Origin of the sequence: Microvirga puerhi, assembly GCF_020089865.1 — a bacterium.
GTDB lineage: Bacteria > Pseudomonadota > Alphaproteobacteria > Rhizobiales > Beijerinckiaceae > Microvirga > Microvirga puerhi.
Genome location: NZ_JAIRBM010000009.1, coordinates 21,134 through 32,999 on the forward strand (window position 1 = coordinate 21,134; position 11,866 = coordinate 32,999).

Annotated in this window: 10 protein-coding genes and 1 riboswitch; of the genes, 6 read left to right on the plus strand and 4 right to left on the minus strand. The window is 62.4% G+C overall.

Going from position 1 to position 11,866, the window contains the following annotated elements:
• The first annotated feature begins 180 nt into the window (after positions 1-180).
• The 3 genes from K9B37_RS13300 to K9B37_RS13310 are packed head-to-tail and all read left to right on the plus strand — an operon-like array spanning position 181 to position 3,606.
• Positions 181-1,572 carry a sensor histidine kinase gene (locus tag K9B37_RS13300; RefSeq protein WP_224313579.1) on the plus strand — a complete coding sequence of 464 codons (1,392 nt, stop codon included), beginning with the start codon at positions 181-183 and terminating at the stop codon, positions 1,570-1,572.
• Positions 1,573-1,597: 25 nt separating this feature from the next.
• Complete coding sequence (gene cobU / locus K9B37_RS13305; protein WP_224313580.1) at positions 1,598-2,143, plus strand: bifunctional adenosylcobinamide kinase/adenosylcobinamide-phosphate guanylyltransferase; 546 nt, start codon at positions 1,598-1,600, stop codon at positions 2,141-2,143.
• On the plus strand, positions 2,140-3,606 hold the full coding sequence (locus K9B37_RS13310; protein WP_224313581.1) for a cobyric acid synthase: 1,467 nt from the start codon (positions 2,140-2,142) through the stop codon (positions 3,604-3,606). The genes cobU and K9B37_RS13310 overlap by 4 nt, the downstream gene beginning before the upstream one ends.
• On the opposite strand, the gene K9B37_RS13315 is transcribed toward K9B37_RS13310, so the two are convergent.
• A complete protein-coding gene (locus K9B37_RS13315; RefSeq protein WP_224313582.1) occupies positions 3,607-4,422 on the minus strand; it encodes an ABC transporter substrate-binding protein in 816 nt (271 codons plus the stop codon).
• A gap of 54 nt (positions 4,423-4,476) precedes the next feature.
• Positions 4,477-4,693, plus strand: a riboswitch (cobalamin riboswitch).
• A gap of 36 nt (positions 4,694-4,729) precedes the next feature.
• Here K9B37_RS13315 and K9B37_RS13320 point away from each other — a divergent pair.
• Positions 4,730-6,700 carry a TonB-dependent receptor plug domain-containing protein gene (locus tag K9B37_RS13320; protein ID WP_224313583.1) on the plus strand — a complete coding sequence of 657 codons (1,971 nt, stop codon included), beginning with the start codon at positions 4,730-4,732 and terminating at the stop codon, positions 6,698-6,700.
• Positions 6,701-6,708: 8 nt separating this feature from the next.
• Here K9B37_RS13320 and cbiB read toward each other — a convergent pair whose 3' ends face one another.
• Entirely contained in the window at positions 6,709-7,689 is a 981-nt protein-coding gene (cbiB, locus tag K9B37_RS13325) for an adenosylcobinamide-phosphate synthase CbiB (protein WP_224313584.1), read from the minus strand.
• On the opposite strand from cbiB, the gene cobD reads away from it, so the two are divergent.
• Entirely contained in the window at positions 7,673-8,689 is a 1,017-nt protein-coding gene (gene cobD / locus K9B37_RS13330; protein ID WP_224313585.1) for a threonine-phosphate decarboxylase CobD, read from the plus strand. The two genes, cbiB and cobD, sit on opposite strands and share 17 nt — an antisense overlap.
• Positions 8,690-8,874: 185 nt before the next feature.
• Positions 8,875-10,050 carry a transglycosylase SLT domain-containing protein gene (locus K9B37_RS13335; protein WP_224313586.1) on the plus strand — a complete coding sequence of 392 codons (1,176 nt, stop codon included), beginning with the start codon at positions 8,875-8,877 and terminating at the stop codon, positions 10,048-10,050.
• A 12-nt stretch (positions 10,051-10,062) separates the two neighbouring features.
• On the opposite strand, the gene K9B37_RS13340 is transcribed toward K9B37_RS13335, so the two are convergent.
• Together K9B37_RS13340 and K9B37_RS13345 are read right to left on the minus strand one after the other, a co-directional pair.
• Positions 10,063-11,334 carry an MFS transporter gene (locus K9B37_RS13340; RefSeq protein WP_224313587.1) on the minus strand — a complete coding sequence of 424 codons (1,272 nt, stop codon included), beginning with the start codon at positions 11,332-11,334 and terminating at the stop codon, positions 10,063-10,065.
• A gap of 149 nt (positions 11,335-11,483) precedes the next feature.
• Positions 11,484-11,729, minus strand: a complete 246-nt coding sequence (locus tag K9B37_RS13345; protein ID WP_224313588.1) for a hypothetical protein — start codon at positions 11,727-11,729, stop codon at positions 11,484-11,486.
• Positions 11,730-11,866: the final 137 nt, after the last annotated feature.

Below are 11,866 nucleotides of genomic sequence, written 5' to 3' on the forward strand. Positions count from 1 at the left end.
GGAGTGAAAACCTGGGCCGCCAGGGGCCCAGGACGTTTAACCCTGTTGAGGAAGGATCGCTACCGATGTGTCACAATAGCCACAGATTCGACGCGATTCGGGTTGTCAGGCTCAAAAAGGCCTACAACAATGGCCATACTAGGGACCAGGCTTGAGGGGCCAAACGCTAGGGGATTCCGGGTGCTATTGACGGAAAGCGACGACCAGCTCGCACTTCTGGCGGAACGTTTGCCGCACCTCGTCTGGTTTACCGACCCAGACGGATACCACGGTTATTTCAACCAGCGCTGGTATAACCTGACCGGAATGACGGCAGAGCAATGCCGGGGCGAGGGTTGGAAAGACGCCGTTCACCCTTCTGACCGCGTTCACGTAGACAACCAGTGGCGCAGTGCCCTTTCTGCTGGAGAATTATATGAAGCCGAATATCGGCTTCGGAGAGCCGACGGCGTCTATTGCTGGATGCTGAGCCGTGGCCTCGCCCATCGGGATCCGGACGGCAGAATTACGCGCTGGTTCGGCACCTGCACCAATATCGACGCTCAGAAACGGGCCGAGAACGCGCTCGCCCGCCTGGAAGAGCAGCATCGTCTTGCCCTGGAAGCGGCGCAGCTGGGTACCTGGAACCTCGACCTCGCCACGGAGATTGCAGATTTCGACGCGATGACCTGCAAACTCATGCGGATTTCGCCTGAGCACGCTAAAGGCATGTCGCTGGATGACATCTATGAGCTGATCACTCCCGAGGACAGGGATTTGATTCGAAAGCGCATGGCTGCTGCAACGGACCCGAAAACCGATGGCTATTACGATGTCGAATACCGCGTCCCGAAGCCTGACGATGATGTGCGGTGGGTCCACGCCCGAGGAAAAGCCTTCTTCATTGGAGAAAACGATCAAAAGAAAGCGGTTCGCCTGTCAGGTGTGCTCAATGACAGCACGCGCCAGCATGCCCTCGAGGAGACGCGGCACCTCCTGACCCGAGAGTTGAATCATCGCGTCAAAAACCTCTTCGCCATCGCCAACGGCATGGTGTCCCTCACGGCCCGCACGGCAAAGGACACGAAGGAAATGGCGACCGCCCTGCGGGGACGGCTGAGCGCCCTTTCCCGGGCTCACGAGCTGGTGCAACCACCCTCCATGGAGGAAGACCGGAGCGGCGCGGAGATTATGCTCGGCCGGCTAATCGAGGCCGTACTGGCTCCTTACAAGGAAACTCACGCAGAAGGCATCTCGATCGAAGGGCCCGATATCCGTATCGGCTCCAATACGACGACAGCTCTTGCGCTTGTCCTTCATGAGTTGGCGACCAACGCTCTCAAATATGGCTGCCTGTCGAGCGCGAAGGGACGGCTCACAATCCGGTGGCGACAGGAGAGAGACAAGATCACCCTGGAATGGATCGAGACGGACGGCCCGCCGATCCCGGCCCCGCCAACTTTCGAGGGCTTCGGGAGTCAGCTAACTCAACGGAGCGTCACGGGGCAACTCGGCGGCGAGCTTGATCGGGAATGGCGCCGCGAGGGTCTTTGCGTACACATGACATTCTCCATCGACCGCTTGGCCACCTAGAGCACCGTACTTTCGGACACTTTCCATGACAGTTCACCGACGTGTTCTCGTCCTGGGCGGAGCTCGCTCGGGCAAGAGCCGCACAGCGCAGGCGCTGGCCGAGAAAGCCTCGCAGGCATGCTTTTTCATTGCGACCGCGCAAGGGTTCGACGAGGAAATGCGCGACCGCATTCGTCGGCATCAGGCAGAACGGGAGGGCCATTGGCACACCCTGGAAGCGCCCCTGGAGCTTGCCGATGTCGTGGCCGCCGCGGCCGGACCCGATCGGGTCCTCCTGGTCGACTGTCTGACTCTGTGGCTGTCGAACATCTGTCTTGCAGACCAGGATCCGGATCAGGAGACAGACCGCCTGATTACGGCCTTGAAGGCCGCGCAGGGCCCGATCGTTCTGGTGTCGAACGAGGTTGGCCAGGGAATTGTACCGACAACGCGGTTGGGTCGCACATTTCGCGATGCCCAGGGAAGGCTCAACCAGCAGATGGCGGAAATCTGCGATGCGGTAATCTTCGTGGCAGCCGGCTGTCCGATCCTCCTGAAACCCGCTCCGCCTCTCGACCTGACTCTCGCATGAGAATCTCCCCGCCCGCCGTCATGATTCAGGGCACTGGCTCCAATGTCGGAAAATCCCTGCTCGTCGCCGGCCTCTGCCGGCTCTTCACGCAGCGCGGCCTTCGCGTGAAACCATTCAAGCCGCAGAACATGTCTAACAATGCCGCAGCGGTCGACGGCGGAGAGATCGGGCGCGCGCAGGCCCTTCAGGCCCGCGCGGCGGGGATTGCGCCCAGCGTTCACATAAATCCCGTGCTCCTGAAGCCAGAAACCGATCGGCGTTCGCAGATCATCGTCCAAGGGCAACGTTTCGGACAGCTCGAAGCCTTCTCCTTTCGCAATCGGTACACTCTCCTGCCCGCCGTCCTCGACAGCTTCGAAATTCTGAGCCGCGATGCCGACCTGATCGTCGTCGAAGGAGCGGGAAGCCCGGCGGAAACCAATCTTCGCAAGGGTGACATCGCAAATATGGGCTTTGCCTCGGCAGCGCGCGTGCCCGTTCTTCTCGCAGGCGATATCGACCGGGGCGGCGTCATCGCAAGCCTCGTGGGCACCCATGCGGTTCTGGAGCCGGACGACCGTCGTCTCGTGCGTGGTTTCCTCGTCAATAAATTCCGCGGCGACCCTCGCCTCTTCGAGGATGGTTTAGCCACCGTCGCATCGATGACCGGCTGGCCATCCTTGGGCATCGTCCCCTGGTTCGCGGATGCCCACAAATTGCCGGCAGAGGATGCGCTCGACATCGTCTCCAGCGGCGCGGACGACGCGGTCTTGAGGATCGCGGTCCCCATCCTGCCGCGGATCGCCAATTTCGACGACCTGGATCCCCTCAAGCTCGAACCCACCGTCTCCCTGACGATGGTGCCTCCCGGCAAGCCCCTGCCGGCGAATGCGGACCTCGTCGTCATTCCGGGATCCAAGGCGACGATTGCCGATCTCGCATTTTTCCGCGCTCAGGGGTGGGATATCGATCTGAAGGGCCACCTAAGACGAGGCCGCAAGGTCCTCGGCCTGTGCGGCGGGTATCAGATGCTGGGTCGCAGCATCGCCGATCCGGACGGTATCGAGGGAACATCGGCCACCGCGGAAGGCCTTGGTCTCCTCGATGTCGAAACAGTCCTGACATCCAACAAAACGGTCAGGCCCGTGACGGCGCGCCACGCACCCACCGGCCTCGATCTCGCGGCTTATGAAATCCATCTCGGTCGCACGACCGGACCCGACACGGCGCGCGCACCGTTCTCCGTGGAGGGCTCATTCGATGGCGCTGTCTCGCGGGACGGCCTCGTTCTCGGGACCTATCTTCACGGCCTTTTCTCCACGGATGCGTTCCGAAGCGCGTTCCTGAAGGAACTTCACCCGGCCGCCGCCGGCGGTCTGCACTACGAGACAGAGGTCGAGCGCATTCTGAATGCGCTGGGCCATCATCTCGAAGAGTATCTCGATATCGACGGCATTCTGGCGATCGCGCGGGAACGCGTTTGATCATCGGACCTTTGCCCGCACCTCACTGCCCAGGGCATCGATGAGGGCAGGCGTCGACGGGCCGCCGCAGATCGTCAGCTTACCGGGCACCATGAGGCGTCTTGTCGCCGGCACGGCCATCGCGAGGGCGGGATGGCTGAGCAGCGCCGAGCCGTTGTCGACCGTCTTGCCTGCGTCATCGTCCATCAGCAGGTAGTCGGGGGGCGTTTCGACAATGCTTTCAAGCCTTGCGACGCCACCCCAGCGAAGGCCCAAGGCCTCCTGCTGTAGGGAAAAACCCATATGCCTGAGAAGCTCGCTGATGAGCGAATCGGAGGCCGGAACCCATCCCCGGCGGTAATAGGTCAGGATGCTGCGCTTCTCCGGCACGATGCCCTCGTTCCGGGCGAGCGCCGCATCGATGGATGCGATCAAAGCCTCCCCACGCTCCGGGTGGCCGAGGCGGCCGGCAACCGTTCTGATCTGGTCCTTCCCGTCCGCAAGATCGCGCCATGGCGCCAAGGTCAGCACATCGAGGCCCTGGTCGCGCAGGAGAGCGGTACGACCCTGCTGTCCGAAAGACCCGGCGAGGACCAGATCGGCGCCGCTGAACAGGATCGACTCGCCCTTGCCGTCGTTGATCGGCAGCCCTTCCGCCTCCTTGAGCAGGAAGGCGATCACCGGATCGTGCGCCAGAGGGCTCAACAAGGCGATCTGGCTTCTGTCGGCGAGCGCCAACAGAAGCTGATCGGCGCACAGGTTCAGGGAGATCACGCGCGTCGGTGCCGCTGCAGCGACTTTCGTTTCCCCTAAGGTCAACGCGAGCGCTACCGGCAAAATACACGGGAGAATCCGCCTGAGGCAGAGTTGCAGCATGCGTGACGACCGACTATGAGAGGTTAAGACGTTGGTCCTCGAGCCATCGAGGTGAAACGGGAACACGGTGCGGAATTTCCTATGCCGTGGCTGCCCCCGCAACTGTAAGCGGCGAGCGGCGGTTCTACATGCCACTGAATCTGCGGGCCCGACAAGCTCGAGATGATTTGGGAAGGCGAACCGCTCGCGACGACCCGCAAGCCAGGAGACCGGCCTGCGTCTGAGTGTCAACCCAGTTGCTCGCCGGTGGGGCGAGCAGGAGGTCTCCATGCTGACGTCTTCGCGCGGCCTTCTGGCAGCGTCTGTTTCACTTTGCGCTCTCGTCTCCGGCGCAGCCCAAGCACAATCCATCACCGAACCGACCCTCGTCCCCGATATCGTCATTACGGCAACGCGCACGCCCCAGGCGATCAGCCGCGCCGGCAGCGCCATCTCGGTGATCACAGCTGAGGAAATCGCCAAGGAATCCCCGAAGAACGTCGCGAATGTCCTGCGTCGTGTCCCGGGCCTGTCGCTCACCGAGACCGGAGGGCCCGGCGGTACCACGGTCGTCCGCATCCGCGGGGCGGAAGCACGCCAGACGCTTGTCCTGATCGATGGCGTGCGCGTCAACGATCCGTCATCGGGTGCGGGCGAGTTCGACTTCGCCAATCTGGAATCGGTCGACATCGAGCGCATCGAAGTTCTGCGCGGTCCGCAATCGGCGCTCTATGGCTCGGACGCCATGGGTGGTGTGATCAATATCATCACCCGCAAGGGCAAGGTGCCCCGCGCGACGATCAGCGCCGAGGGTGGCTCCTATGGAACGAAAGCCGGCCGCGCTGCCGTCTCGGGCTCCTCCGGACCCGTGAACTATGCCTTCTCGGCGATCGGCTTCGACACCGCCGGCTTCTCACGCTACGGCTATCGGATCGGACGGATCGAGCGCCTGCAAGCCTGGCCTCTGGAAGCGGATTCCGCACTGCGGCTCGGTGCTACGGGTCGCGTCGGAATAGCCCTGTCGCCCGATGCCGAACTCGAGTTCGGTGGCTACACTTCCTATAATGGCGCGCAATATGACGCCGGCTTCGGAGCGGCACCGGACTCGCCGTCTCAATCCCAACAGCGCCTATTCGAAGGTCACACGAAGCTGACCCTCAACACCTTCGACGGCATTCTTCGCAACACCTTCCTGGTTTCAGGAAGCCGCACCAACCGACATTATCGGGACGTGAGCTATTTCGGCTCGCCGCTGATCACAAGCTGGTCGAATACCGGCTACGCGGGAGACCGCGTATCGGCCGAATACCAGGGCGATTTGAAACTTGGGACTTTCGGCTTGCTGACTTTCGGCGCGAAGCTGGAACGGGAACGCTTCGTGTCGAAGGCGCGGGATGTGCTGCCGTTCGCGACCCTGCCCCACGAGACCAACGACGCTTCACGGGATACGCGCTCGATCTATGCGCTGCATCAGATCAGTCTCTTTGAAAACCTGCACCTATCCTTCGGTGGCCGCCTGGACGCGATCGAGAACGGTGACCAGTTCGGAACATGGCGGGCGACGGCCGCATATGAATTCCCGACCCACGGCACAACTCTGCGTGGGAGCATCGGAACCGGTGCCAAGGCGCCGAGCCTCTTCCAGCTTTACGATCCGACCTACGGAACTCCCACTCTGAGCCCCGAGCATTCGATCGGTGCCGATATCGGCATCGATCAGCGCCTGCTCGACGACCGCCTGACCTTGTCGGCAACGTTCTTCGCCAACCGCTTCCGCGACCTTATCGACTTCAGCTTCGATCCGGGAGCGTGCCCGCCGAGCAATCCCTTCGGCTGCTATCTGAACGTGGCGCGGGCGCGCACATCGGGCGTCGAATTGTCGGCCGACGTGGACGTTATTCCGTCGATCCTGCGCGTGAAGGCGGTCTACACCCACACCGACGCATTCGATCTCGAGACTCACTTACGCCTTGCGCGCCGTCCCCAGGATGAGGGACGGCTCGGGCTGATCATCACGCCCGTCGCGGGTCTCTCCATCGAGCCGTCGGTCGTCTTCGTCGGCACGCGCTTCTCCTCAACGAACGAGCAGAACGAACTGGCGCCCTACGCGCGCTTCGATCTCTATGCGGACTACAAGATCAACGACACGTTCAGCATGTATGCGCGTGCCGAAAATTTGACCAACGCTCGCTATCAGGACGTCTACAACTATGGGACGGCCGGGCGCTCGTTCTATGCGGGCCTGCGCGCAACCTGGTAGTGCATGCGTCAGACGATGACGATCAGCAGCAGGAGAGCCAGAAGGCTCCCCTGCAGCACGCAAGCGATCTTGTAAATGGTAAGGGCGCGGCGAATGTCCTTCTGCGTTGCGTCAGACGTGCCCTCACCCATCCAATGATCCTCGATCACCAGACCGTCGTAAGTGCGAGGACCGGCAAGGCGAAGCGACAAAGCACCAGCCATCGCCGCTTCCGGCCAACCCGCGTTGGGCGAGCGATGACGACGCGCATCGCGGACAACGGCTTCCAACGCAGCCAATGCGCTGCATCCCGGAACCAAGGCCGCAGCCAGAACGAGCAGGCAGGCGGAAAGGCGCGACGCCGGCAGATTCATCCAGTCGTCGAGCCGGGCAGCAGACCAACCATAGGCTTCGTAGCGCAAGGAGCGGTGGCCTATCATGCTGTCGGCCGTATTGACGGCCTTGTAGACGGCACCTCCTGCAATTCCACCGAGAGCCGTATAGAACGCGGGAGCAACAATGCCGTCGGAAAAATTCTCGGCCAGACTTTCGATCGCCGCCCGTACAACGGCGGCCTCGTCAAGAGAGCGTGGGTCACGGCCGACGATGTGAGAGACCGCGCGACGCGCCTCGTCGATACCAATATCGAGCCCCTCGGCGACGCGGGCAACATGCTCACTGAGACTGCGCTGCGCGACGAGACTGCTCGCCAGGACGCCGAGGGGCAGAACAGCCCAAACGCCGAATGCCCAGCGCGACAACAGGTCAAGCGCCAAGGCGAATCCGGCGACGACAGCAACCAGCATGAGCAGGGCGAGGACGCCGCGCCATCGACGAATCCGAGGGGCGCAGGCAGGATCGTTCAGACGCTTTTCAAGCGCAGCGATCGCGGCTCCGATCCATGTCACCGGATGCCCGATGCGATCAAAGAGCCGCGATGGGTAGCCGATACCGGCCTCGACAATCAGCGCAGACAGGGCAACGGGAAGTCCAGTGAATAGGAAATGCATCGAACTCAGGGCGGACACGATGGAACACGGCGGCAATCTTCATGACGCAAAAGCGCGCTTCCCGAAAGCGCCGGAGCCCTGGATCGATCTGTCGACAGGCATCAATCCCCGCGCTTATCCCGTGCCGCCTCTCGATCCCGAGATCTTTCACCGCCTGCCCTCGCCCCAACAGGTCCGCGCGTGCGAGCGCATCGCCGCCCAGGCCTATGGGGTCGGCGATCCCGAATGTCTTGTAGCGGCAGCCGGATCACAGGCTCTGATCGGCCTCCTGCCGCGCCTGCGACCTCCAGGCCGTGTCGCCATCATCGGTCCAACCTATAGCGAGCACGAACTGAGCTGGTCGCGACATGGCCATCGGGTCCTGTCGATGGCCGATCTCGACGCTGCGCTTGCGGCACAAGCGGACGTCATCGTTGTGGTGAATCCCAACAATCCGGATGGGCGCGTCATTCCATCACAACGATTGGCGGACGCTGCGCAGCTCCTCGCGACACGAGGCGGTTGGCTGGTGATCGACGAAGCCTTCGCCGATCTGGAGCCCGGTCATTCCGTCGCAGGCGGTTCGCTCGCCAACACCATCGTGCTCCGGTCCGTCGGCAAGGCTTATGGTCTGGCCGGCCTGCGTCTTGGGTTTGCCGTGGCATGGCCAGCGCAGGCACAGGCGATCCGGGACAATCTCGGCCCCTGGGCCGTTTCGGGGCCGGCGCTCGCCCTGGGATCTCAAGCCCTTGCAGACCAAGCATGGCTGTCCGCGGAAAGGTCCCGGCTGAGCCGAGCCTCCCATCGTCTCGATGCACTTCTGCACCGGGCGGGCTTTGAACTGATCGGTGGAACCTGCTTGTTCCGACTTGCGCGCCACGAAGTGGCCGCGCAGTATTTCGAACGTCTCGCAGGCTGCGGGATCTGGGTTCGATCCTTCGCGTTCGATCCGGCACTGCTTCGCTTTGGTATACCTAAAGAAGAAGAGTGGAATCGCTTAGAAAAAGCAATTTCCGACTAAAGCATTACGGAATCCCCCTCTATTCGAATGGCGACTTCCGGTCGCACCCGAAAATATACTTGGAACCCATAAGGCCAAGCTGACCTATTCTTGACATATCAGGAGGTCAACAAGAGCGGGTTCTAACCATAAAGGACCGCACGCACGCTTCGCGGCAGCGCGGTATTTCTTCGGGGGCTCCCTGCATGACTGTCGACCTGACAGCGTCTTCTGACGCTCGCCAGCCACTCAGCCTTTGCGATTCCAACGAACCGATTCATTGGCTTACCCCGCGGGGCGTAGCTCAGAAAGGCGACCGGTCGCCCCTGTTGCGCTCTCTGCTGCGCTTCACGTCGAGCCTCGGCCTTAGCGCCTGCCTGACGGTCGCCACCGCCTCAGCCGCCATCGCGCCGGCAGCGGCGGCCGGCCAAGATGCCTTATCGCTGCCCGAGCCCCAGCTGGAGCCCCAGCCCGCTGCCCAGATCGACCTCTCGGATGCCCCTGTCACCGGGACCATTCGCGTGGCCTCACTCGATCCGGCACCTGCCGCCCTTTCAGCCATGGCCGATCCCCTGGAAGCGATCGTTCCTGTCGAGCCGGCCGATACGGACAACGTCCGGGCGCGAATCATCACCTCACTGCCCCTGACTCCCGCCCCCGAATCGGTACGGGACGAAGGGTCACAGGTCCTGGCAAAGGCCAACGAGCATATGACCTTCGACACCATGCGTGTGCCGCGCTGGATTGTGGACACGATCCTCCGGGCCTCCGAGGCGACGGGCGTCGATCCGGTCTACATGATGGCCCTGGCCGACAAGGAATCGAGCTTTCTGCCCGAGAACCGCGCGTCGACATCCTCCGCGGAAGGACTGTTCCAGTTCGTGACCAGCACCTGGCTCGAAGTCGTTCGTTCCTTCGGCGCCAAATACGGCTTCCGGGCGGAAGCGGAAGCGATCCAGTCCGTGGACGGGCAGCTGAGCGTTGCCGAAGGCCCCATGCGCGAGCACATTCTCGGCCTTCGCCGCAATCCTTTCGTATCGGCTCTGATGGCTGCCGAAATGCTAAAGCGTGACCGTACCAAGATCGAAGCCCGACTCGGGCGCACCATCACCCGGTCCGAATTCTATCTGGCGCATTTCTTCGGGGTCGATAGCGCCGGCAAGTTCATCGCGCTGCTCGACAACAAGCCCAAGCAGAGCGCATCCCGCGTCTTCCCCGCTGCAGCCAAGGCCAACCGGACCCTCTTCTTCGCCAAGGCTGGGCGCAAGACCAGGCAGCTTTCGGTCGCGGAAGTTTACGGCAAGATCGACGGCATGATCGACAAGCGGCTCAGCCGCTACGAAGACGTCTCGACGGTCGCCGTCTCGGACGCCAATCTTTAATCGTCGGCGACGCTATTTCGCATCGGTCGTCTCTTCGGCCATCGTCCGCTCGCTAGCCTCGGCCACATCGCCTCGCGGCGCCATGACTGCCGTCGGAGAGCTCGTCGGCGTCACATCGACGAAGCCGCCCTTCGCGGGCTCCCGCTTCTGCTGACGAATACGCACGATGACGAACACGGCGAGGAGCAGGCAGACGACTGCCGAATAGATGAACAGCCCCCCGGGTCCGAGAGTAGACATGGCCATGGCGCCGAAAAGGGGTCCGATGGTCACTCCGACCGCCCAGGAGAACAGCAGCGTTCCAATGGTCGAGATGATGTGCTCAGGCTCGATGATGTCGCAGGCATGGGCGACGCAGACGGAATAGATGCACAGCGCAAAGCCGCCCCACGCTGCGAAAGCCCAGATGATCAGAGCCCCTGCCCCGCTCATGCTGGCGAACAAGATGACAACCGACACGACGCTCGTGCCAGCAGCCAGGCCTGCGATCACATAGCGGCGGTCCCAATGGTCCGACAGCCATCCGAGAGGCCATTGCAGAAGGAGGCTTCCGGCCTGCAACGCGAACAGGAGAGCCGCCGCCTCTCCTTGATTGAGACCGATGCTGATGCCGAAAACCGGCGTGATGGCGACGACAGGTCCGTTGACCAGCCCGACGATGAAGGAGCCGACGACAGCGGAGGGAGCGGCGAGAAACAGACTTTTCACGCGGATCCGGACGCTGCGCGGCGCAGGCGGCTCCTGCGTCGTCGTCGCGGCGATCGGCAGCAGCGACAGCGACATCAAGGCGCTCGCCGCCATGAAGAGACCGTCGGAACGGATGTCGCCCAGAGCGATGCCCAGGGGAGAGAGCATCAGGGCAATCTTCGTACAGATCATGTAGACCGACAGGATCCGGCCGCGATGGCTCGAGGTCGCACGGGCACTGATCCAGCCGTCCGTCGCCGTAAAGACGCAGGCGAAGGTGACGCCGCTCAGACCGCGCAGCAGAGCCCATGTGAGAGTGCTTTCAGCTGATGCCATCGTCAGGATGACCACAGCCGCAATCGCCGCAAGGCTCGCGAAGGCGCGAATATAGCCGACATGGCGGATGAAAGCCGGTGCCAGAAAGCATCCGGACGAGAAACCCAAACCATAGGCGGCTGCGACGATGCCGATGGAGGAAATCGACAGGCCCGATGCCTGCATCCGAAGCGGCATCAGGGCCTGGAGCAGTCCGTTGCCGATCTGCAGCAACGTGGTCGCAGCCGTGATGGTCCAGATGAGGGAGAGGGGCGAGTTCACAATGGAAAGCAGCGGCGATTAAAGGCGCATGCGCGCGGGTCGTCCGCTAAGAGACTCCAGCCTCCCAGAGAGATCAAGAGTCGTTATCGCATACGGCGGATGTTTTTGAGAATCCTGTCGGCCGCGTCGATCGACCGGCAGGAATGCGATCAGCATGCCTTGCAGGTGTCGCGGACACCCTTCTGGAAGCTCGCGAAAAGATAGAAGCCATTGAAGCGCACGCCGGCCACTGCGGCCTTGTCGTCGAAGCCGAGGGGAGGTTTGCGAAGGTTGTCAACCTTTCCGGCGAATTCCCAATCCGGCGCACTCACGAACCGCGGCACGGAGCGCTCCTCCGGCACGGCACATGACAGGCCGTCAGGTCCTGTGTTTCGGAACAGGTTGTAAGCAGACATGCTGATCCTCCTCGATCGATTTTCGACGCGAATCGCAACACTTACGGGGTCAGCACTGTGCTGACACACCTAGGCGGGAATGTGTTCTTGTTACGCCCGGACATGGGCGGAAGGGATGAATCGGAAGGGCGGCAGCA

Bases quoted from the DNA above. Each gene is read 5' to 3' on its own strand.
- K9B37_RS13320 (WP_224313583.1), top strand. From the start codon at position 4,730: ATGCTGACGTCTTCGCGCGGCCTTCTGGCAGCGTCTGTTTCACTTTGC.
- cobU (WP_224313580.1), top strand. From the start codon at position 1,598: ATGACAGTTCACCGACGTGTTCTCGTCCTGGGCGGAGCTCGCTCGGGC.
- cbiB (WP_224313584.1), bottom strand. From the start codon at position 7,689: ATGCATTTCCTATTCACTGGACTTCCCGTTGCCCTGTCTGCGCTGATT.
- K9B37_RS13335 (WP_224313586.1), top strand. From the start codon at position 8,875: ATGACTGTCGACCTGACAGCGTCTTCTGACGCTCGCCAGCCACTCAGC.
- K9B37_RS13310 (WP_224313581.1), top strand. From the start codon at position 2,140: ATGAGAATCTCCCCGCCCGCCGTCATGATTCAGGGCACTGGCTCCAAT.
- K9B37_RS13345 (WP_224313588.1), bottom strand. From the start codon at position 11,729: ATGTCTGCTTACAACCTGTTCCGAAACACAGGACCTGACGGCCTGTCA.